General features: G+C 38.5%; 20 protein-coding genes. 18 read left to right on the top strand and 2 right to left on the bottom strand.

The genetic code is table 11. The features are described from left to right. The first annotated feature begins 205 nt into the window (after positions 1-205). From G504_RS0108530 to G504_RS0108460, 15 genes are all read left to right on the top strand, one after another. Positions 206-1,315 carry a Re/Si-specific NAD(P)(+) transhydrogenase subunit alpha gene (locus tag G504_RS0108530; protein WP_019669745.1) on the top strand — a complete coding sequence of 370 codons (1,110 nt, stop codon included), beginning with the start codon at positions 206-208 and terminating at the stop codon, positions 1,313-1,315. A gap of 1 nt (position 1,316) precedes the next feature. Then, positions 1,317-1,625, top strand: a complete 309-nt coding sequence (locus G504_RS0108525; RefSeq protein ID WP_019669744.1) for an NAD(P) transhydrogenase subunit alpha — start codon at positions 1,317-1,319, stop codon at positions 1,623-1,625. Next, positions 1,625-3,004, top strand: coding sequence for an NAD(P)(+) transhydrogenase (Re/Si-specific) subunit beta (locus G504_RS0108520; RefSeq protein WP_019669743.1), 1,380 nt, complete (start codon positions 1,625-1,627; stop codon positions 3,002-3,004). The genes G504_RS0108525 and G504_RS0108520 overlap by 1 nt, the downstream gene beginning before the upstream one ends. A 178-nt stretch (positions 3,005-3,182) precedes the next feature. After that, complete coding sequence (locus G504_RS0108515) at positions 3,183-3,989, top strand: DUF6503 family protein (RefSeq protein ID WP_019669742.1); 807 nt, start codon at positions 3,183-3,185, stop codon at positions 3,987-3,989. A 205-nt stretch (positions 3,990-4,194) separates the two neighbouring features. After that, complete coding sequence (locus G504_RS0108510; protein ID WP_019669741.1) at positions 4,195-4,647, top strand: M23 family metallopeptidase; 453 nt, start codon at positions 4,195-4,197, stop codon at positions 4,645-4,647. Between the two features lie 166 nt (positions 4,648-4,813). After that, positions 4,814-5,731: an EamA family transporter gene (locus G504_RS0108505; protein ID WP_019669740.1), complete on the top strand. Its 918-nt coding sequence runs from the start codon at positions 4,814-4,816 to the stop codon at positions 5,729-5,731. 83 nt (positions 5,732-5,814) lie between these two features. Then, entirely contained in the window at positions 5,815-6,288 is a 474-nt protein-coding gene (locus G504_RS0108500; RefSeq protein ID WP_019669739.1) for a hypothetical protein, read from the top strand. 215 nt (positions 6,289-6,503) lie between these two features. After that, positions 6,504-7,022 (top strand): hypothetical protein, encoded by a 519-nt coding sequence (locus tag G504_RS0108495; RefSeq protein ID WP_019669738.1) that lies wholly within the window; start codon positions 6,504-6,506, stop codon positions 7,020-7,022. A 78-nt stretch (positions 7,023-7,100) separates the two neighbouring features. Continuing rightward, positions 7,101-8,864 (top strand): adenylate/guanylate cyclase domain-containing protein, encoded by a 1,764-nt coding sequence (locus tag G504_RS0108490; protein WP_240473030.1) that lies wholly within the window; start codon positions 7,101-7,103, stop codon positions 8,862-8,864. Positions 8,865-9,005: 141 nt separating this feature from the next. Next, positions 9,006-9,872: a helix-turn-helix domain-containing protein gene (locus G504_RS0108485; RefSeq protein ID WP_019669736.1), complete on the top strand. Its 867-nt coding sequence runs from the start codon at positions 9,006-9,008 to the stop codon at positions 9,870-9,872. A 90-nt stretch (positions 9,873-9,962) separates the two neighbouring features. Beyond that, entirely contained in the window at positions 9,963-10,481 is a 519-nt protein-coding gene (locus G504_RS0108480; protein WP_019669735.1) for an anthrone oxygenase family protein, read from the top strand. 25 nt (positions 10,482-10,506) lie between these two features. Further along, positions 10,507-11,352 carry an NAD(P)H-binding protein gene (locus G504_RS0108475; protein WP_019669734.1) on the top strand — a complete coding sequence of 282 codons (846 nt, stop codon included), beginning with the start codon at positions 10,507-10,509 and terminating at the stop codon, positions 11,350-11,352. Positions 11,353-11,413: 61 nt separating this feature from the next. Next, positions 11,414-11,812, top strand: a complete 399-nt coding sequence (locus G504_RS0108470; protein WP_019669733.1) for a DUF5367 family protein — start codon at positions 11,414-11,416, stop codon at positions 11,810-11,812. A gap of 86 nt (positions 11,813-11,898) precedes the next feature. Continuing rightward, complete coding sequence (locus G504_RS0108465) at positions 11,899-13,545, top strand: S41 family peptidase (RefSeq protein WP_019669732.1); 1,647 nt, start codon at positions 11,899-11,901, stop codon at positions 13,543-13,545. Between the two features lie 96 nt (positions 13,546-13,641). Then, the gene (locus G504_RS0108460) at positions 13,642-14,709 is read left to right on the top strand and encodes an SMP-30/gluconolactonase/LRE family protein (RefSeq protein WP_019669731.1); all 1,068 of its coding nucleotides are present in this window, start codon (positions 13,642-13,644) and stop codon (positions 14,707-14,709) included. Between the two features lie 87 nt (positions 14,710-14,796). On the opposite strand, the gene G504_RS0108455 is transcribed toward G504_RS0108460, so the two are convergent. After that, on the bottom strand, positions 14,797-16,992 hold the full coding sequence (locus G504_RS0108455) for an amino acid permease (protein WP_019669730.1): 2,196 nt from the start codon (positions 16,990-16,992) through the stop codon (positions 14,797-14,799). A 208-nt stretch (positions 16,993-17,200) separates the two neighbouring features. On the opposite strand from G504_RS0108455, the gene G504_RS0108450 reads away from it, so the two are divergent. Together G504_RS0108450 and G504_RS0108445 are read left to right on the top strand one after the other, a co-directional pair. Next, the gene (locus G504_RS0108450; RefSeq protein WP_026348470.1) at positions 17,201-17,614 is read left to right on the top strand and encodes a c-type cytochrome; all 414 of its coding nucleotides are present in this window, start codon (positions 17,201-17,203) and stop codon (positions 17,612-17,614) included. A 158-nt stretch (positions 17,615-17,772) separates the two neighbouring features. Then, entirely contained in the window at positions 17,773-19,134 is a 1,362-nt protein-coding gene (locus G504_RS0108445; protein WP_019669727.1) for a transglutaminase-like domain-containing protein, read from the top strand. A 14-nt stretch (positions 19,135-19,148) separates the two neighbouring features. Here G504_RS0108445 and G504_RS0108440 read toward each other — a convergent pair whose 3' ends face one another. Further along, complete coding sequence (locus G504_RS0108440) at positions 19,149-19,445, bottom strand: hypothetical protein (protein WP_019669726.1); 297 nt, start codon at positions 19,443-19,445, stop codon at positions 19,149-19,151. 454 nt (positions 19,446-19,899) lie between these two features. Here G504_RS0108440 and G504_RS0108430 point away from each other — a divergent pair, with 454 nt between their 5' ends. Continuing rightward, the gene (locus tag G504_RS0108430) at positions 19,900-20,955 is read left to right on the top strand and encodes an NAD(P)-dependent alcohol dehydrogenase (protein WP_019669724.1); all 1,056 of its coding nucleotides are present in this window, start codon (positions 19,900-19,902) and stop codon (positions 20,953-20,955) included. Positions 20,956-21,028 lie beyond the last annotated feature (73 nt).

Raw genomic sequence — 21,028 nt, 5'->3', positions numbered from 1 at the left:
ATTAATTATGGGTGGCTAACTTGTTCGAATTTTGATTTATAGATGACCAATTAATACTGACCCTAATAGTTTATAGATAAGAAGTACTCAAAAACACTTTTCATTTGATTTGCATAGATTTTAAAAAAAATAGCATAAATTCATGGGCTATAAATATTAATTCAATTCCGGGGACAATTTTTAGGCTGTTAAACAACAAACGACTATGATAATAGGCATATTGAAAGAAACTCAAAAAGGCGAAAAACGCGTTTCAATAGCTCCTCGCATAGCAAAACAACTAATTGATAAAGGGTTTGATCTAATTGTAGAAGAAAATGCCGGCGAGTATTCTTCTTTTAAGAATTCTGACTATAAAAAAGCAGGTGCGAGAATTGAAAAACGAGGTGTTGTTTTTAAAGAAGCCGATGTGCTTATTAAGATAAACCCGTTTAATGAAGATGATTTAAAATTAGTAAATAAGGGGCAAATTTTAATTGGTCAGTTGTATCATAAATCCTTCCCTGATCTAATTCAAAAAATTGCAGAGCAGGGCGCATCAGCGTTTTCAATGGATGCCATGCCGCGTATTTCCAGGGCCCAGGATATGGATGTACTTAGTTCTCAAAGTAATTTAGCAGGCTATAAATCGGTTATTTTAGGGGCCTATGAAATGAAAAAAATATTTCCGTTAATGATGACTGCGGCGGGGACTATTAAGCCTGCAAAGGTTTTGATATATGGAGTAGGGGTAGCCGGTTTACAGGCCATAGCAACGGCAAAGCGCCTTGGAGCTATAGTAAAAGCCACAGATATTAGATTAGAAACAAAGGAGCAGGCAGAATCTTTGGGTGCAAAATTCATTTTAGTTGAAGGTTCTAATGGTGAATCTGAAGATGGTTATGCAAAAGAAGCTTCTGAAGATTATGCACAAAGACAAAAAGAAGCAGTTAACAAATCTCTTTTTAATGCAGATTTAGTAATTACAACTGCCGGTATACCCGGCAAAAAATCTCCCTTATTAATTACTGAGGAACAGGTTTTACAGATGAAAAATGGCGCTGTGATAATTGACCTCGCTGCAGCTCAGGGCGGTAATTGTGAAATAAGCAAACTTAATAAGACGGTTAAAAGAAATGGAGTAAAAGTAATTGGGACCAGCATAGCACCGGAAAGTGTTTCTACTAATGCCAGCGATTTGTATGCTAAAAACATGTATAATTTTATCATGCATCTTACAGAGAACAACCAATTTAAATGGGACCTGGAAGAACAAATAACAGATGAGACTTTAATTGTTCATAATGGAATAATACGACAACCAAAAAGCGAATAAGATGACTGGATTGATGCAATTTATTAGTGATAATCTCCAAATTATTTACATTCTGATCCTTGCAATATTTGTAGGTGTAGAGGTAATTAAACATATTCCGGCGGTTTTGCATACGCCTCTTATGTCTGGCGCAAATGCTCTAAGTGGAGTGGTAGTAATAGGTGCTATTTTGGTAATGTTACAATCAGACCCGGATGATTATTTTGCATTAGCCCTGGGTTTTATAGGAGTAGTGCTTGGAATTATAAATGTGGTTGGTGGATTTGCGGTAACCGGAAGAATGCTTCAAATGTTTAAAAAGAAAAATTAATGAGCATATCATTAAGTATTATCTATCTGATAGCTACTATAGCTTTTATTCTAGGACTAAAAAAGTTGGGGCACCCCGCCACAGCAAAAAATGGAAATTTAATTGCGGCTTCAGGAATGGCTCTTGCCATTGCAGCCACAATTTTTATTCATGATCTCCAAATCCCAATCTCTATATATATACTTATTGGTTTAGCCCTATTAACAGGTTCTGCAATTGGCGGTTGGATGGCTGTTAAAGTTAAAATGACCAAAATGCCCGAATTGGTTTCTTTGTTTAATGGTTTTGGAGGAGCAAGTGCCGCCCTGATTGGATTGGTAGAATTCAGTAAAAATGTTGGCGACAAGATGCAGGCCACTACCATTGTCTCGGGAATAATAATAGGTGCGATCACATTTTCAGGAAGTCTTATAGCATGGGGTAAATTAAACGGTTCAATAAAAAGTGTCGTGACTATTCCCAGATACAACACCATCAATAATATATTTATTCTGGCCATCATCGCGTTCGCTGTATTCACGGTCAGTACTGGCGCAAGCGATCAGGCTATAATTTTTGGCTTACTTGGGGCAGGTTTGATTTACGGAATCTTATTTGTACTCCCTATCGGAGGCGCAGATATGCCTGTGGTAATTTCATTATTGAATTCCTTAACAGGTATTGCGGCTGCTATCACTGGGATTTTATATTCCAACATGGTAATGTTAGTAGGGGGTATTCTCGTTGGTTCTGCCGGTATTATTCTTACCATTGCCATGTGCAAGGGAATGAACAGGACCCTTGGTGCCGTAATATTTGGTGCTTTCGGGGGCACAGATTCAGCCGCCGGGACAGATAAACGTCTTGGGTCCATCAAAAAAACAAACCCAAGTGATGCCGCAATTATGATGAACTATGCCAACAGTGTAATAATTGTTCCTGGTTACGGATTGGCTGTTGCCCAGGCACAACACGTTATACATGAATTGGAAGAATTGCTAACCGAAAAAGGTGTTGATGTTAAATATGCTATTCACCCCGTTGCAGGTCGAATGCCGGGCCATATGAATGTTTTACTGGCGGAGAGTAATGTGGATTATTCCTTGTTGGTTGAAATGGAGGATATTAATTCTCACTTTAAAAATACGGATGTTGTTCTGGTTGTAGGGGCCAACGATGTAGTAAATCCGGCTGCACATAACGACCCCTCAAGTCCCATCTATGGGATGCCCATATTGAACGCCGAAAATGCAAAACATATCATTGTTAATAAGCGTACCATGAATGCAGGATATGCCGGAATAGAAAATGAATTATTCTATAATTCTAAAACGGTGATGCTCTTTGGAGATGCCAAAGATGCATTGACCAGTCTTGTAAGCGAATTGAAAAACATGTAAAGAAGCTTTCAAGTTTTCCATTACGGAGGTTAAGCCCAATCTGATACCAAAAAATTTGTTTTATTCTATTTTTTTTAATGCCTGCATATTTTTTGTTCTTCCATGGATGTAAGTACTGAGAGTTTTAATCGACAAAAAAGCATCTGCACAAATCAGCATTAATTAACAAAAATTAATCATGAGCACAAATTTCATAAAACATACTGGCATATTATTCGCATTGTCAATCGTTATTGTCAATGGCAATTCGCTATTAGCCCAGCAATCTGATGCAAAATCTAAAGCATTGCTGAACGCTTTAACAGAGGTTAATGGAGGCTATCAGAAAATTGCTGCAAAGAGAGACGTGCAGTTCACATACATCTATGATAATTTAGATAATGGAAAAGATGTTTCCACTGAACGCCATATTTTTAACGGCGAACATTCATGGGGCTCTTACAAGGTACATCAACGAAATGTATTGCCAAATCAGAAAGGGCTGGCCATACAATCTTTGGTTAATGGTAAACCAGCTCTAAGCCTGGACGGGAGTCCCATTTCAGATGAAAAGGCACTTGCGGGAACCGTTTTTTTACGAAAAGTAAACTTTTATTGGTTTACGATGATGTATAAATTAAAAGACCCGGGAACCATTTATAGCTACTTAGGAACCGAAAAGGTTGATGGTATAACCTATGACAAGGTAAGCTTAACATACAATGGTAATATCACCGGAAAAGAAAAGAATGATGAGTATATCCTGTATTTTAATCCAGATACCCATTTAATAGATCTGTTCTATTTTTCGTTGCCGGATTGGGGAATAGACGACCCCATTTTAAAAATGACCTTAACTTATGAGATAGTCGATGGTATTTATCTGACCACTGTTCGCGAGTCTTTCGGTCCCAATGAAAAGGGAGAGTATGTTTTAAATGGCAGATATACTTTCAAGGATATTAAATTCAATAATGGTTTTAAGGCTGAAGATTTTAAACTTTAATATAAGCATTACAAACAGCTTAATTCAGGACTGTTTATTCAAGATATAAGACTTTTTGTTTTATTTAAAGGGACTCTTTAGAATTATAGGAGGATGCCAAACAGCAAAATAGCTGTTTTTTACTATTGAATCTCCTGACTGTAACAATTTACCAATAGCTTCATCTTTTTATTAACGCTTTCCATTGAACATTTTAATAATTTATATGGAGAAGTTAGTATTTATACTGATTCATCTGGGACTACCTTTTTTAATACTAACAGATTTTTTCTTTCGTAAACCTAAAAGCAATATTGGATTATTAGCGAAGTCCATTTTATACGCTGCCATTCTCTATTTTCTGTTCCTATGGGGGCAATGGCCCCTGGTAGGCAGCTATTATCTTAGGTATCTTATGCTTCTCCTCATAATCTGCATTACAGGCAGAGCTTTTGTCTGGTTCAGATCTGGCAACCTAGGGAAACCCAAGCAGACGTCAAATAAGAATAGTTATGTAAAGGAGGGAACGCCATTAGGGTTGGTAGGAATTTCCGGATTTTCGCAGGAACCCCACCTTCATTTTCAGGCAGCAGTTTATAATAAGGATTCCTTATTGGTAGGTATTCCCATTAAATTTAAGGGTAGAACTTTATCCCGAAATGACTTGTATAAGAATTGATCAAATCCGGTTCGCAGCCATGGTGATAAGAATCTAAAATTCCATGTCTATGTTGCTGTCATTTTTAATTATTCCAGTGATCAATTTTAGGACCAACTATAGTTTTAGCCAAAATCTTTTAAGATGTACATTCAAAAAGCTAATATTGCTGTCTATACTAAGCCGCATGGAGTCCAAACGAAATGTACCTTTAATAATCAGCGCTTTCTTCGCTATTTATGTGATCTGGGGTTCTACCTATTTACTCAACAAGATCGCGGTAGCGGAACTACCGCCTTTTATGCTCGCAGGTGTTCGTTTTACCACGGCCGGACTTCTAATTTTTGGGATTGCCGCTCTAATGGGCAAAAGCCTGCGTATTACCAAAAAGCAGCTGGGAAATACCATCCTGGTGGGTTTCCTTTTTCTTAGTTTTGGGAATGGGGTAGTGGTATGGGCCCTGAAATATGTAGATAGTAACTTTGCTGCACTGGAGATCTCTGCCCAACCCCTGATAGTACTACTCATGATGTGGATTTTGCAAGGGAAGAAAATACAAGCCAGTTCCATAGTAGGGATTTTTTTGGGGATTATAGGGATGTACTTACTTATAAACCAAAAAGCAGTGTTGGAGCAGGAAAACGCCTTGCTGGGAATAGGTTTGATCTTTTCCGCCATGCTCGCCTGGGCCTATGGCAGCCTTTTTGTGGTCCGGGCAGATTTCCCGAAAAACTTTTTTGTAAACACGGGCTACCAGATGTTTATGGGTGGACTAATGCTGGGCCTTATGAGCCTGGCTTTTGGCGAAACCTGGAGCTCGCCCACTACCTGGAGTGCAGAAACCAACTGGTCCATGCTATTACTTATTATTTTTGGCAGTATAGTGGCCTTTACTTCCTTTAATTATCTCTTAAAAAATGTTTCGCCGGAAAAGGTGGCTACCAATACCTATGTGAATCCCATCGTTGCTATGTTTTTGGGTAGCTATTTTTTGAATGAACCCATTACCCTACAGTCTATAATTGCAGCCATTGTTTTGCTTTCCGGGGTTTACTTTATCAACACCGGGAAAAAAATAGTGCTTTACTCCAGGTTTAAAAAATAGCTTATAAAGTGGCTTTAATTCTTAGGAATACCGAAGAACAAATACTAAATTGTCCGTGAATTTTTTTGAAATCACCTCTTAGTATGTCTGGAAATCATGATGAAATATGCTCTGTTGATATAATGTATATTCTCGAAAATCCTTGGGAGAAATTGCAGTGGGAGTGGAAACTTGATAGCGAAAGTGAACGGCAGGAAACGCTGCAATTTATTAAGGATCTTCTTAAATTGGCGCAACAGGGCGGGTATTCCAAAATATGGAAAACCCCGGACAGTGAACCACTGGCCATTGTTGGTGGGTATAAAGTTGAAGATAAGAAATATGCAACCTTCTTTGTATCCAGTAAACATATGGAAGAATATGGAATGCAGATAAGTTTTGACATGCGCAAAATAGCCAAAGAGCTAGCTGTACAATTTAAGGGGTGTAGCATTAGCCAGTACGCCGAAGCAGATGATACGGATCGCATATCATGGTATCGGTTTCTGGGGTACAAACACAAACCGGAAAAAGATATCGGTAATAGAAGATATTTCGAATATGCGTCGCCGGAATAGTTTAGCGGCTATTATTTATCATAAGAACAATAGTAAGGAAACAGCACTATTTGGCACCAACGAAAGAACTAAACAGATTCTTATTCATCTTGCCAAAATCTTTCCTGCGTAAAGTATAGTTTCTTTTTTAAAGTAATTATATTGACTTAGTTAAATTTGTTAATAGAAAAATAGTATCTTAGAATTTCAATTACTAGCCTAAAACAACTAAAATTATGAGCCACGGAAATAATAACCCACCATCCGACCCACCAGGCAAACCAGTAAAAATTACCTTGACAGTAGAAGCAAGTAGCCTTTTTGCGCTTGGAGGTACAACTTATACTCAGGACCAGGTGGACGCTTTATGCACACTTAGCGATGATAATAACGATGGAACTTCAACTGATGTGAAAACCTATGTGGCCAATGTTTATCTTAATCATAACGTGCAATGGGTAGGAGAAGTCAGATATCCCGAGGGTGTTGACAAAGGATTTTCTATTGCCATAGATAGCATTGTACATGAAGCCTCACAAATCTCCGACCCGGATGCTCCTTCAAACCAGAATTTTTTTGCTGACGGCACCATTGAAGGAGGGGGAGGCAGGTCTTCCAATGTTAACGCGGTTGTCAATAATAACCAAAGTTTGATAAATCAACTTGATGTATACACCATCAATTTTAGTGTATATGACCAGCAAAATAACAATTTCTCATTTCTAATTGATCCCAAATTAAGAGCTAATAATTAATTTAAATTGTTAACATTCAATAATTTTATTAAAGCCTGCTTTACCGCAGGCTTCGTTTGTTTTTGCAATATAGGCAGTTTGGCCCAAGACCAAAGCGTGGCCGATAGTCTGAAAAAGATTTATCATGAAGGTAAGCTGAAGGGCGAAGCTAAGTTAGAACTATTACGAAATTTGTCTTTTAACGAAGTGAATGATCTTGAGTTATCCTTAAAATATGCCACAGAATTGATAGCTCTCTCCAAGTTAGAAAGCAATCAGTTATATCTATATAGGGGATTCCGTCAAAAAGGAGATATAGATCGCTTATTAGGTAATTTAGATATTGCCTTAAATAGTTATTTCAAGGCCGAGGTCGCAGCGATTAAAGCTGTCTATATTTCAGGCGAAGGAATTGCTAATATGTGTATTGCAGATACATATTCTGAAATTGGAAACTCCAATAATGCTCAAATTTATTACGACAAAGCAATTAAACTCTTAAGGCAGACAGATGATACGGTTCGTTTAGCAACTGCCTTATTAAATGCTGGAGATGAAGCTTTTAATATTGCAAAATACGACTTGGCATTGCAATATTTTGAAGAGTCAGGTAACCTTTTCAAGAAGTCCAATTATTTAATTGGATCTGCTTATAACAAGGGTAATATTGGAATGGTGTATGCTGAGCAAGGAAACAATAGCCTTGCTGAAGAGAATATCAATGAAGCCATAAAAATACTTGAGGAATTGGAAGATTATTCCCCTATAGCAGAATACCTCACCTATATTTCTGATATTTATTTAAAGAAAGGGGACCTACCCACGGCATTGGATTATACTAAAAGAAGCCTGAATCTGGCCAAAAAGTATGGTTTAAAAAAACAGATCAGTGAATCTAACCTTCAGCTCTCCGAGCTATACGAACAAGCCGGAAACCTGGTAGCATCTTATAAATATTATAAGGAGCATATTGTGTATAGAGACAGTGTAAGAAACCTTGAAACCGTACAGCAAATGGCGGATCAACGCACGAATTTTGAAGTCTCCCAAAAGCAGACAGAGGTAGACCTGGCAGAGCAAAGAGAAAAAAACCAGCGTAATATGACCATTGGTACGGCCATTGCACTAGTGTTAATAGGCATCATGGCAATAGGTCTGTACCGGCGAAATAACTTTATCAGAAAAACAAAACAAATCATTGAGGAAGAAAAAGAACGCTCAGATAAACTCTTACTCAATATCCTCCCAGAAGAAACGGCGCTGGAACTAAAGGAAAAAGGAAAGGTAAAAGCCAAAAAATACGATGCAGTAACGGTTTTATTTTCAGATTTTAAAGGTTTTACGAGTTATTCCGAAAAGCTGTCGCCAGAGGCTTTGGTAGAAACCGTGGATTTTTACTTTTCAAAGTTTGATGCCATTATAGAAAAACACAGCCTGGAAAAAATTAAAACCATAGGGGATGCCTATATGTGCGCCGGAGGTTTGCATGATAATGAAAAGGACCACGCCGACAGAATGATCTCGGCAGCCCTAGAAATTGCCGCCTTTGTAGAAGAGACTAAAAATGATATGGCTGCAAGTGATCTAACTTTTGATATCCGTATTGGCATTAATACCGGTCCTGTGGTAGCCGGGGTAGTGGGGACCCATAAATTTGCCTATGATATCTGGGGCGATGCGGTAAATGTGGCCTCGCGGATGGAATCAAATTCAGAAGCCGGGAAGATCAATATCAGTGAAAATACCTACGAATTAATAAAAGACAGTTATGACTGTGCCTTCAGGGGAGAAATAGAGGTTAAGAACAGAGGGAGTCTAAAAATGTATTACGTGGAGGGGATGAAAAGTAGCGTTCCTGCTTAAACAATAAGGATTGCATCAGCATACTTGTATTGAGAAGATATTCTCGGTTTAGAGCCAAACAAATTTAAGAACGAGCTAAATTGATAATGGTGCGGTATTAGACGCTAAGTAATTGACAAATTAAATATCTTAGCATTAGATATGACCAGAGATTTTATACAAATAAATGACTTCATAGTACTTTTAGAATATGCAGATTCTAAAGAGGAGAATATTGATAGCTGCGGTTTTGATGAAGATGTCATAGCTTTTGCTTTTTATGGTGCAGGCAACGTAGATCTTAAGGTAAAATACGGTGCTCATCAAAAAAGCTATAACAATACCAAGGGGCTGGCCATGTCTTTTTTTGCCAATGAGAATGTTAAGTTTATACATACTGTTTCCAAACATAAAAAACTGTCTTGTGTGGTTATTCTTTATAGTCTTAAGAATTTAAAAGAACTACCGGATAGTGAACGCGAAGTCTATTCACAATATGTAAATGAGCTTATAAACCCAAATAGCGATTACGTTGAAGGCCCTACTTTTTTTATGGATCATAACATGCAAAATGCGGTCGATAAAATTTTTGCAAACACTTACGAGGGCCCGGCCAGGTTCTTATTTCTAAGGAGCCAGGTTACGGAATTACTGTCTCATTTTTTTGCCAAAGTATCAGGTTCAGCCAAAGATAAGACCAAAACAATAAAGAATACTGACAGGGAAAAGTTATATGAGGCCAGAGAAATCCTTACTAAAAATATGGAGACCCCGCCATCCATAGCGGAACTTTCAAGAATGATCGGATTAAACGATTTTAAACTCAAAAAGAGTTTCAAGGAATTGTTTGGTTTTCCTGTTTACAAATACCTGCAAAATGAACGTCTTATAAAGGCCCATGATCTTCTAAGTTCCAAAGAGGTTACCATACAGGAAGCGGCATGGTCTGTAGGCTATGAAAGCCTGAGTTCATTTTCGAACGCTTTTATCAAAAAGTATGGCTTTAGACCCAGTGAGGTAAAGTCATAATCCTTTTCGAACAAATTTCAATCCTTTTCAAACAAATAAGTCATAAGGCTTAGTCGCAAATTTGCATTGTAATCTTAAAACAATGTGATAATGACTTCTTTAAACTTTGATACACAAACCATCATATTAGTACTGGCAACCCTTTTAACCGGGCTTACAGCAGGTCTTTGCTTTACCTGGAACAATGCGGTTACTCCCGGTATTGGACAACTGGTTAATATGGGTTATTTGCGCTCTTTTCAGGAAATGAACAGGGCCATTATTAACCCAATATTCCTAATAACATTCTTTGGTCCGTTCTTTTTGCATATAGCCAACATCTTTTTATTCAAATCATCTTCCGGGACCCTATTATGGATGGTTATGGCATCAGCCGCTTTGTATATTATTGGGCTGGTTGCAGTCACTATATTCGGAAATGTACCCTTGAATGAGCTATTGGATAAAACAGATTTGATGCAGGCCAGTGCCGAAGAATTAAAACTGTTACGGGACAAGTTCGAAGTAAAATGGAACAGGTTTCATCTTATCAGAACCGTAAGTACAGTACTATCCTTCTTATTACTGCTTATTATCTGTTTTTGCAGAACAAATACCATAAATACATAATCTATAAATCTTAAAAATTAACATCATGAAAAAAGAACAAAACATTTTAGTATTAGGCGGTAAAGGAAAAACAGGCCGTCGCGTTGCAAACCGTTTAGTTAAAAAAGGGCAAACCGTTAGAATAGGATCACGTAGTGAAAATCCCTCTTTTGATTGGGAAGATCCTTGGACATGGAAAGGAGCATTGCAAGGAATGGAGAGCGTTTATATCACGTTTCAACCAGATTTGGCGGTTCCGGGCGCAAAAGAAGCCATTGAAGGATTTACAAACCTGGCTGTGGAGTCCGGTATTCGGAAAGTGGTACTACTTTCAGGGAAAGGGGAGCAAGAAGCAGAAGAATGCGAGCGAATTGTCATGAATTCCGGTTTGGATTGGACTATTGTGAGAGCGAGCTGGTTTAATCAGAATTTTAGTGAAAGTTTCTTCCTGGATCCTATTTTGGCGGGCCATGTAGCTTTGCCAAAGAATGAAGCCCAGGTACCTTATGTAGATGCCAATGATATTGCAGATGTGGTGGTTGCCTCTTTACTTGATGATAAGCATAATAGCGAAATCTACGAGTTAACAGGTCCACGTACGCTTGCTTTTTCAGATGTGGTCCGTGAAATATCTGCGGCAACAGGCAGGGAAATTCAATTCACACCAATTAGCATGGAAGAATACAATGCAATGATGAAGGAATTTAATTTGCCTGATGACTATCTATGGCTAATCAATTATTTGTTTGAAGAAGTTTTGGTAGAGAGTAATTCAATGATCACTAATGATATTGAAAAAGTATTGGGAAGAGAACCCATTGATTTTACTACATATGCCAATGAAGTTGCGAAATCTCATGTTTGGGATGGAGTAGGGATGGAGCGGATATAATATTATTCTTAACCAATCCATTTTGGATCATCTATTATATAAACCTAATAACATAAAGACAATGGAAATTAAAAGAGCAATAATATCAGCAGCAATGGTATGGGCCATAGGCGTTACGGCATATATCTTATCTTTTTTTGTAAAAATCCTGGATAATACGGAATTACAGGCAAATATTGTACTCACTTTGGCTTTGATACCAGGTGTAATCCTTGGCGCAAAATATTACTATAAAACCGGAGCAGAAACAAATGGTTTTAAATTAGGGGTTTTCATGTTTTTGGTAACCATATGTTTTGATTCCTTAATAACTGTTCCCTTATTTATTATCCCAGCGGGTGGAAGTCATCTTACATTTTTTGCAGACGCCTGGTTTTGGTTTATTGGACTGGAGTATATTTTGGTGGTAGGGATTTATGCAGCCTTCAGGATAAAAAACCTGAGAGAAAGAGCCGGTTAGAAATTTTCTTGTAACATTTTTTAGAAATAGTTGTCTAATTAATAACATATTACACTTTTTAAGTTAAACATCTAACGAATTCTTATATGAACAAATTATTTTTATTCGCTGCCTTATTATTGCTTTGGCAGGTACCGGCGCAGCAAAAATTTACAAGCTCACAATGGCAGGAAGACCTGCGGTTTTTACAAAATACCGTTCATGAAGATTATCCTTTTCTATTTAAAAAGACCACGGCAGCGGCTTTTGACGAAGCTATAGCTGAATTTGACAAGGCCATTCCTCAAATGCAGGATCATGAGGTTCTTGTCGGTTTCAGTAAGATAATAGGGATGTTCAAATACGGGCATACCAGAGTAAGTTATTCTGAAGGACCTGTACAATATCATGAACTTCCCATCTATACTCACTATTATAAAGATGGAATTTATATTCATGGAGCATATAAAGCGTATGAATCTATAGTAGGTGCAAAAATCCTGGAAGTAGAAGGGAAGCCTATAGCAAATGTTTTAGAGGCAATATATCCTGTAGTTCCTGCCGAAAATGAGCAATTTTTTAAAGCATATGGAGGTAATTATTTGTTGGTTCCCGAAGTGCTACACGCACAAGGTGTCACAAAAACCCTAAAAAACAAGATTACGTTTAAAGTAGAAAAGGAAGGTAAGACTTTTATTACAGAAGTAACAGCCGGCAAACCACTAAATGGGCACCTTGCCTATGGGGAGGTAAAACCAGATACAGATTGGGTAGGAGCAAGAGACCAGTCAAACAGCCCTTATTACCTAAAAAACCTGGACAAGATCTATTATTTTGAATACCTGCCGGAACATAAGGCGGTTTATGTGCGCCATAGCCAGATACAAGATGATCCTGATGAAAATATCCCTGCATTTTATGAGCGCCTGTTTGACTTTGTAGAAAATAATGACGTAGAGCGCTTGATTCTGGATGTCCGTTTAAATGGGGGTGGCAATAACTACAAGAACAAACCTATAGTTACGGGTATTATAAAGTCTCAAAAGATTAATCAGACCGGGAAATTTTTCGTTATCATAGGGCGTCGCACATTTTCGGCTTGTCAGAATTTAGTGAACGAACTTGATAATTATACAAATGCTATTTTTGTAGGTGAACCTACCGGTGAGAATATTAATTTTTATGGGGACAACAGGCGTGTAGAATTGCCAAACTCCAAGCTGGCCATTTACCTATCCTTTGCCTGGTGGCAGGATAAGCCACAATGGGAAAATGCAGATTATACTGTGCCCCATTTGGCTGTAGAACCCACCTTTGAGGACTATAGTGCCAATGAAGATCCGGTATTGGAGGCCGCTCTCAATTTTTCTGCCGATAATTTTATAATAGATCCAATGGGTTATCTGACCCAGTTATTTATGGATGGAAAGTATGAGTTGCTCGCTACGGAAGCCCAGCGGCTGGTGCAGGATCCTGCGTATAAGTTTTTCAATTTTGAGGCAGAATTTAATAAAGCTGGTTATCAACTATTGGGCTCAGGACAATTTGAAGGGGCGCTGTATGTCTTTGAAATGAATACCAAACTTTTTCCGGAATCTCCTAATACCTGGGACAGCCTGGCAGAAGGTTACTGGAAATCCGGTGATTCTGTCAAGGCTAAAGAATATTATACTAAAGCCATTAGCCTGGACCCAAAAGGACCAACAGGTGAGAATGCACGGGAAATGCTGCATGAAATGGAGCGTGGACATTAAACCCAGTCAGGAATAATTCGATTGAGTTAACAATTAGTGATTTTGAATTTGGATAGTATAATTTCCTATATCTTTAGAATAACTTAAAAGATAATTATGAAACTATCCATTTACGCTTTATTCCTTTTCGCTTTTACTTTTATTTGCTGCAATACGCCTAAACCGTCAGATAAGATTGCTGATAAAGAGGAATCCACAAAACCACTCCCATATTTTACATATCATAAAGAGAATCTGTTTCCCGGGGATGGCAGCTTGCTGCGTGCTGAAGACGGGGTTGAACTGGAAGATGGAAGAATTGTAGTAGTAGATCAGGCCAATGGCCTAAGAATCATTGAAAAAGATGGTGCTAATCGCCCGTTTGGCGATTTCGCAGCTGCCGGTTTTGTTCATCTTCCACCGGAGCAGACTGCATCGCCTAATGGTATGGTTCTGGAACACGACGGGAAACATATTCTAATGTCTGACGTTGCAGACGGAAAGATATACAGGGTGAATATAGACTCGGAAGTAGTAGAAATGATTTATGACCATCCTTATGGTGTTAATACAATCTACAGGGATAAAACCGGGGCATTGTGGTTTTCCCAATCCACTGAGAGTACGAATTTAGAAGAAATGTTTCGTGATGTGAATTTACCGGTACCCCATGGAGCGGTTTTCAGAATGGCCGACTTAAAAAGTCTGCCTGTTATAATTATGGACAGTTTACATTTTGCCAATGGTATTACCATGGATAAGGAGGAAAAACGCCTTTATATTTCGGAAACCATGATGGACAGAGTACATAAATTTGAAGTAGACACAAATAGCGGTTCTGCCAAATATGTTGGAGTGGCTGCCAATGTAGGGACTCCGGATAATTTATTAATTGATAATGAAGGTCGGCTAGTCGTAGCTTCACCTCTGTACAATCAGGTAATTGCCATAGATTTTAAAAACCATTCTCGGCATGTGCTGTTTGATGGTTCCACAAAGGATAATTTAAAGATTACAAACGAATGGAATCGAAGGAGCCATTTGGGACTGGAAAGACTTGAATTATTATCGCCAGATCTGTTTAGTCCACTACCGGGATTACTCACAGGGATGTTCTTTTCTAATGATGGCCAAACACTTTATATAACAAACCTGGGGAATGATATTTTAAAATATGACTTCTAGTTTTTCAATGCACCTTTTCCTTTAAATAAATTTTTTGAGTTGAAAGATGTGTTGAAGTAGGTTAAAAGTGTCAAATAATAGTCAGCCTTACAAAACCTTTGTATTTGCCTCATTCAGATTCAAATCAAGCTCATTGAAATTATTAGCAGCTTTTACCAATAGCGTAGATCCTATGGTTTCAAACAATTGATTTGTTTTTAATACGAATTCGGCTTGTTTTTCAATTTTAAAATTTGGTATTCCCACCAGGGTGAGATCAGTGGACGCAGATTGCTGTTCAATTATAGTATAAAACGCTTCCTGTTCTACAGCATTGTTAATAATTCTAATTTCTACATTAACCCTTAAATCTTCGACCAGTTTAGTTATTTTAGAATGAATCAGGTTACTTTCCACATTGTTGTTATTCACAAACAAAACCCGGATAACGGTATTGTTCCATTTCGGTGAAGCAATAATAAAACGTGCAATATTTAACATCATCTCGGCATTCTTGCTGTCCGTTTCACGCCACCAAAGGTCTACAGTGCTATAGTTTCCAAATTTTGTTTTCCTGTCAAAATCCAAATACAACAAATTATAGTCCAAATACAGCAAGGTTTCAGTCATTTTGGAATATTCTACAGAATTTTCCAAACCTTTTGGCCATCCCATCATTATGGTATTTGGTTCAACCCCCGAAAACCCAAAAACAGTGGCAATATTTGTAATACCACTATAAATGTTATCCACTTTTACCTGCCTTCCAAAAATACCAAGTTCCTGAAGGGATTCGTCCCTTACAACCTGTTCCGTTTTTTTTAAAGGGGTATCATCTTTTGTATCGAGGATAAGCTTAAAATTTGTAACAATTCCGGTACGACCTGAGACCGTTTTACATAATTCCAATAAATAATATTGATGATCACTTTTGCCGCTAAAGAGAATAATATTTGGATTCCAGTTGGTATTTTCGTCCACCTTGGCATCTATCTTTTTTAGTCCTTTGTTAACCACATTTTCCCATACACTTCGCCATACATCGTTTGATTGCAGCTTGACCTCCTTTCGTTGCAAACCAAAATATAGTCCCCCGATGATCGCCAATGCAGCTAACATGGCAATCATATCCAACTTAAACATAACCGCAAAGCAGGCAACAAAACCAAGGAGGCCTATCCAGCGTTTAATTTTAAAGGATGGCTGAAAATCCGGGTTTGCCCAACTTTCCAGGTAATAGGAAATATTGATAAAACCGTAGGCAGTCAGATAAAACATGGAGACCACACGGGCAATAATGTCTAATTCCCCTATAAGAATTCCTGCCTCTGCGATAATAAAAACCATAAGCAGGGCATTCACAGGCTCGTTATTGGTTCCTTTTCCTTTACCAAATATTTTAGGGGTTACCTTATCCATAGACATAGCCTGCAATATCCTTGGCCCCCCAAGTATACCACCTAAGGCCGAAGACAGGGTTGCTCCCCAAATTCCGGCGACCACCGCGGGTGCAAACAGGGCAATTTTCATTAAAATATTATAATCTGTTTTCAGAACATCCGGATTAATAGTAAATGCAATAAAAACAGCAAGGCCAAGATAGACTACAAGACCACATCCAATCGCGGATAAGGTCCCTACGGGAATAGATCTTTTTGGGTCTTTTAAATCTCCACTCATGGCAATACCCGCGGTAAAACCAGTAACTGCGGGAAAAAATATAGCGAAGACCACTTCAAGGGGTACTGCGCCTTCTGTTGAAAAAAGCGGTACGGATTCTGGTGCAATATCAGATGATCCTGAAAAGATGGCAACCAGTGAAACCGCTATGGCTGCCAATATAAAATATTGTGCTTTCAGGGCCAGGGAAGTACTTATTAAGGCAATCACCGTTAATGCCAACAAGGCAATAGTTCCTGTTATCCTGATGTCGTTCACAGACATGCCAAATCCAAAATACGCATTAAAACTCTCGGAGAAACCTACTAAATAAAGGGCTATGGACAAGGCTGTACCTACATATAAAGCTATGCCTATTGAGCCGCCAATAGGAATTCCCATACTTCGGGATAGCACATAATAAATACCGCCGGCACCTATCTTTTTGTCTGTGGCCACAGAGGATACACTTAAACCCGTTGTAACTGCGATTATATGGGCAATAATAATTATAACGATGGCACCCAAAAGACCTGCATTACCAACTACCCAGCCCAAACGCATATACATAATAACACCTAAAATAGTGAGTATGGAAGGGGTAAAGACTCCTGCAAAAGTGCCAAACTTCTTCTTTTCTGCCATAGATTAGATTCGGTTGTCCGTGAAGGTTCTCAAAAGACCCGTAAGATAGCCAATATTTATGATCCGAAAACTTTGGATGTTACGATACTAAGGTTTTATGCTAGAAATTACTAATCTCTTATTATATATGAAATATATTGTCCTGTATTAAAGGATAAAAACATAGGTTTTTACTATCTTTAATTGAGTATTTTCATATCCAAATCCCATGCGTTTACTGTCATTCCTAATTATATTTCTTATGTTATTAAGCTGCAAGACGGATAAGAAGGAAACACCTTTAAAAAACAACGTAATGCCCCAGCGCGGGGAATTGAGTTGGGAATCCCAAATTTTTTTAGGGAACCGATTATTCTCTGAAAAAACCTGTATTACCTGCCATGATGTCCATAAGTCAACCATTGGACCCTCTGTTAAAGAAATCATGGACGTCTACCAAGCCAAAAATGGCGATATCTTTGCATTTTTAAAAGGCAGGGCTAAGCCCATTGTTGACACAACTCCCGAACAAGTGGCCATAATGCAGGCAAATATTGACGGTTTTCTTCAGGAAATATCCGATGAGGAATTACAAACCATAGCTACCTATATGCAGCATGTTGATGATATAAATCCCGATTAAAGCAGGTTTAGAATTCAGCTACACTTCCCCATCAGGTATGGTCAATAATACAATAGCCAGAAGCTTCTGTTTCAGCAGTGATCAGTGAGCGGACACCCAATTTATTGGGAGAACGGATGAATTATTGTAAATTCATACCACTATTATTAGTTTATAGAATGAAAGCACCCAGAATTATTTTTACGGTTATACTCGCCATTCTGATGGGCTGTAATACAGCTACCAAAAAGAAAAAAGAAGTTAAAACACTTGCGGAAAACAATATTCCCAAGGTGGTTACCAAGGATATAGAAGAGGGGATAAAAGCCAATATCGCCAAAAAGGTAGAAGAAGGAGGCGGCTATTTTAATATGACTTCAAAAGGGAAGGAATTAAGATTAAAATTGGTACGCGTACATACCGAATACCTTTCAAATTTAGGCCCCAGGCGTCATTTTGCATGTGTAGACCTGGCCGATATAAGCGGCGACGTATACGATGTGGATTTCTTCCTGGATGGCGATCCGGGTAGTATGTCGGTTACAGAAACTACTTTGCACAAGCTTAACGGAAAACCTTTTTATACCTGGAAACAGCGTGAAGACAAGACCTGGTATAGGATGCCGGTTCAAGATGCTACATCAGATCTGCTTGGGGTAATCGAAGGAGAAGACCAATTTGAATTTCATTATGAAGTCACCCTGCCGGAACTGAGAGAGCCGGCAAAAATGTGGATTCCTATTCCACAAACTGATGATTATCAAACTGTTGAATTACTCACTATTAATGCTCCTACAGAGCATCAGATACTTGAGGAACAAAATTATGGTAATTCTATATTTTATATGGAACTTTCCCCGGAACACAGTGGAAAGAAACTGGAACTTGTTTATGATGTTCAAAGGCGTGAGAAAATGCCTTATTCGGATGTTTCGGAGCTTGAAAAATATCTTAACCCCAGTTTACTGATGCCCGTGGGTGACCGGTTTAAGGTTTTGGCAGATTCCATTATTGGCTCCAAAAACAGCGAAGGAACCATCATGCAGGCAAGAGCATTGTATGATTATGTAATTGACAATATGCGCTATATTAAGGCTGGAAGGTATGGTACTGGCGATGCCGTTTATGCATGCGATGCGCTTACCGGCAATTGCACGGAGTTTCATTCACTTTTCATTTCCCTTGCCAGATCTGCAGGAATCCCGTCAAGGTTTGCAGTGGGAGCATCAATTCCGTCAGATCGCGACGAAGGAGGCATTGATGGTTACCACTGTTGGGCAGAATTTTATGCAGAGGGGAAATGGTGGCCTGTAGATATTAGTGAAGCTAACAAATACAGTGCCCTGGCCACTTATTATTTTGGCCGGCATCCGGCAAATCGAATAGAATTCAGCAAAGGACGAGATCTTCTAATAAAACCCGGTCCATCTAGCGGACCCATCAACTTTCTGGCATATCCTGTTATGGAAATTGGAATAACTCCAGCGTTTCCTAAAACTTTTTTCTCTTTTCAAAGAAAGTCTTCGAAAGAAACCTCCTGAATCTGAGAAATCTGCTATGATACGGTATCCTTCGGATGTTCTTCCCCTTCTTTAGCAGGGTGTTCTTCGCCTTCTTCAGAGGGGTGTTCTTCCCCTTCTTTTTTAGGATGCTCTTCGCCTTCTGCTGAGGGATGTTCTTCACTTTCGGAAGTGGCTTCAGCAGGATGCTCCTCGCTCTCAAATTGTTCTGTTTGTTCTTCGGTGCTTTCTTTCTTCTTTTGGTCCCTGCAAGAGCTAATTGCGCCGGCTCCAACAAAACAAAACAAGAGCAGCATCAATGTAACATATTTAAGTTCTTTTAATTTGCTCATAACATCAAATGATTTATTAATTAAAAATTCCAGTAAAAAAGGCAGCTAATTGCTAGATATAAAGATAAAGAATTTTGTTAGAACACCTTGAATTCATTCCAAGATTTAAGCGGTGCGTATCCACTGGGATAAAACTTTCGTAAAACACTAAACGCAAATGAAAATTGGAATCTGCAAACAGAGTCCATTCCCGTAGTATCCCAAAACTGCATAAGGAGATGGAAAGGGAAATGCTAATTCTGCGAGATGTTGCCTGTAAGCCTAAGCCCGGATTTCATTTATTTCCTAAGACATTAGGATTCTGATTGTTACAAAATAATTTAAAAATCAGAAAAAGAAAAATAAAATTTACCGGATTTATATTACTGCTTTTTTATGCCACTTTTTGTAATTTACCATCATGGTTTAAACCCGTAAATGAGTTATCAAATAATTTGCTAAAAATCAAAAAAATATGAAGGTAAAAAATATTAAAGCCTATGGAACAGTAGCTGCAGATGCAGATTTAAAACAACTGGATATTAATAGGAGGGAAGTGACTGCAAAAGATGTTGAAATAGATATTCTTTATTGTGGCGTTTGTCATTCTGATTTGCATTTTGCCCGCAATGACTGGGGTATGACCCAGTACCCTGTAGTCCCGGGACATGAAATAGTAGGGAAGGTATTAAAAGTAGGGAAAGATGTAAAGCAGTATAAAGAAGGTGATTTAGTTGCGGTAGGATGTTTGGTGGATTCCTGCAGAAGCTGTAATAATTGTAAAAACGATTTGGAACAATACTGTCCGGAATGGGTTGGAACGTATGGAGGCTACGACAAACATTTAGAGACAAATACCCATGGAGGGTATTCCGAAACGATTGTAGTTGACGAAGCTTTTGTTTTAAGCATACCTGAAAATCTGGATTTAGCAGGTATTGCGCCGGTATTATGTGCAGGTATTACTACCTGGTCACCTCTGCGGCACTGGAATGTTGGTAAAGACAGTAAAGTGGCTGTTGTTGGTTTGGGTGGCCTGGGTCATATGGCCATTAAATTGGCAGATGCATTAGGAGCTCATGTTACCTTATTTTCCAGATCAACCAATAAAACAGATGATGCAAAAGCTTTAGGCGCAGATGAAGTAATTATTTCAACTGACGAGTCTCAAATGGAGGGTGCTATGGGGCGTTTTGATCTTATTATTGACACGGTTCCTTATGAACACGATTTAAATCCGTACGTAGGCACATTGAACACTAATGGTACCCTGGTTGTTGTAGGCTATTTAGGGCCATTGGATCCAATGCTGGTAACGGTGCCGCTTATTATGGGACGCAAATCAGTAGCTGGATCCCTTATTGGAGGCATAGCGGAAACTCAGGAGCTACTGGATTTCTGTGGGAAACATAATATTATTTCAGACATCGAAGTGATTAATATGCAGGACATAAATACTGCCTATGAACGGATGTTGAAGAGCGATGTAAAATATCGCTTCGTAATTGATATGAAATCCCTGAAAAACTAAAAAGATAAATTTATTTCAATACAATGCCAGTATACATGTATACTGGTTTTTTTGTGCCTCAGACTATCTGAAA

Origin of the sequence: Eudoraea adriatica DSM 19308, from assembly GCF_000382125.1 — a bacterium.
In the GTDB taxonomy this organism is placed as follows: Bacteria; Bacteroidota; Bacteroidia; order Flavobacteriales; family Flavobacteriaceae; genus Eudoraea; species Eudoraea adriatica.
The sequence above is the reverse complement of the archived record's forward strand: the minus strand, read 5'-3'. Positions and strand labels throughout refer to the sequence as shown.

Excerpts from the sequence above, each read along its gene's own strand:
- G504_RS0108500 (WP_019669739.1), top strand. The coding sequence starts at position 5,815 with ATGTCTGGAAATCATGATGAAATATGCTCTGTTGATATAATGTATATT.
- G504_RS0108525 (WP_019669744.1), top strand. The coding sequence starts at position 1,317 with ATGACTGGATTGATGCAATTTATTAGTGATAATCTCCAAATTATTTAC.
- G504_RS0108440 (WP_019669726.1), bottom strand. The coding sequence starts at position 19,445 with ATGAGCAAATTAAAAGAACTTAAATATGTTACATTGATGCTGCTCTTG.
- G504_RS0108515 (WP_019669742.1), top strand. The coding sequence starts at position 3,183 with ATGAGCACAAATTTCATAAAACATACTGGCATATTATTCGCATTGTCA.
- G504_RS0108510 (WP_019669741.1), top strand. The coding sequence starts at position 4,195 with ATGGAGAAGTTAGTATTTATACTGATTCATCTGGGACTACCTTTTTTA.
- G504_RS0108465 (WP_019669732.1), top strand. The coding sequence starts at position 11,899 with ATGAACAAATTATTTTTATTCGCTGCCTTATTATTGCTTTGGCAGGTA.
- G504_RS0108470 (WP_019669733.1), top strand. The coding sequence starts at position 11,414 with ATGGAAATTAAAAGAGCAATAATATCAGCAGCAATGGTATGGGCCATA.
- G504_RS0108485 (WP_019669736.1), top strand. The coding sequence starts at position 9,006 with ATGACCAGAGATTTTATACAAATAAATGACTTCATAGTACTTTTAGAA.
- G504_RS0108430 (WP_019669724.1), top strand. The coding sequence starts at position 19,900 with ATGAAGGTAAAAAATATTAAAGCCTATGGAACAGTAGCTGCAGATGCA.
- G504_RS0108450 (WP_026348470.1), top strand. The coding sequence starts at position 17,201 with ATGCGTTTACTGTCATTCCTAATTATATTTCTTATGTTATTAAGCTGC.
- G504_RS0108530 (WP_019669745.1), top strand. The coding sequence starts at position 206 with ATGATAATAGGCATATTGAAAGAAACTCAAAAAGGCGAAAAACGCGTT.
- G504_RS0108445 (WP_019669727.1), top strand. The coding sequence starts at position 17,773 with ATGAAAGCACCCAGAATTATTTTTACGGTTATACTCGCCATTCTGATG.
- G504_RS0108460 (WP_019669731.1), top strand. The coding sequence starts at position 13,642 with ATGAAACTATCCATTTACGCTTTATTCCTTTTCGCTTTTACTTTTATT.
- G504_RS0108455 (WP_019669730.1), bottom strand. The coding sequence starts at position 16,992 with ATGGCAGAAAAGAAGAAGTTTGGCACTTTTGCAGGAGTCTTTACCCCT.
- G504_RS0108505 (WP_019669740.1), top strand. The coding sequence starts at position 4,814 with ATGGAGTCCAAACGAAATGTACCTTTAATAATCAGCGCTTTCTTCGCT.
- G504_RS0108495 (WP_019669738.1), top strand. The coding sequence starts at position 6,504 with ATGAGCCACGGAAATAATAACCCACCATCCGACCCACCAGGCAAACCA.
- G504_RS0108475 (WP_019669734.1), top strand. The coding sequence starts at position 10,507 with ATGAAAAAAGAACAAAACATTTTAGTATTAGGCGGTAAAGGAAAAACA.
- G504_RS0108520 (WP_019669743.1), top strand. The coding sequence starts at position 1,625 with ATGAGCATATCATTAAGTATTATCTATCTGATAGCTACTATAGCTTTT.
- G504_RS0108480 (WP_019669735.1), top strand. The coding sequence starts at position 9,963 with ATGACTTCTTTAAACTTTGATACACAAACCATCATATTAGTACTGGCA.